The 507-nt window shown below is 62.1% G+C and carries 1 protein-coding gene and 1 pseudogene; both read right to left on the bottom strand.

Annotated elements, in window-relative coordinates; translation table 11 throughout:
• On the bottom strand, positions 1-287 hold a 287-nt coding region (locus AO064_RS31785), incomplete at its 3' end, for an ATP-binding protein (RefSeq protein ID WP_482211635.1).
• A 118-nt stretch (positions 288-405) separates the two neighbouring features.
• Positions 406-507, bottom strand: a pseudogene (locus tag AO064_RS31790) (ATP-binding protein); the annotation flags it as partial.

The raw sequence follows: 507 nt of genomic DNA on the forward strand, positions 1-507 counted from the left end.
CGAGTGTTCATCTCGATGAAGTAGAAACGACCGTTCTCGTAGAGGAACTCGAAAGTACCGGCGCCACGGTAGTTGATGTCGATGCACGCCTTGACGCAGCGTGCCAGCACTTCCTGGCGAGCCTTTTCATCCAGGCCCGGTGCCGGTGCTTCTTCCAGTACCTTCTGGTGACGACGTTGCAGCGAGCAATCGCGGTCGCCCAGGTGGATGGCGTGGCCCTGGCCGTCGGACAGTACCTGAACTTCCACGTGACGTGGGTTGGTCAGGTATTTTTCCAGGTAGACCATCGGGTTGCCGAACCAGGCGCCCGCTTCGGAGCGGGTCTGCTTGGCGGCTTCGATCAGGTCNTTCTTCCTTGTGCACCACGCGCATGCCGCGACCACCACCGCCACCGGCGGCCTTGATGATCACGGGGTAGCCGACTTCGCGACCAATGCGCAGAGCGGTTTCTTCGTCTTCCGGCAGTGGGCCGTCGGAGCCAGGAACGGTGGGTACACCGGCGGCGAT

Origin of the sequence: Pseudomonas marginalis (assembly GCF_001645105.1) — a bacterium.
Classification (GTDB): domain Bacteria; phylum Pseudomonadota; class Gammaproteobacteria; order Pseudomonadales; family Pseudomonadaceae; genus Aquipseudomonas; species Aquipseudomonas petroselini.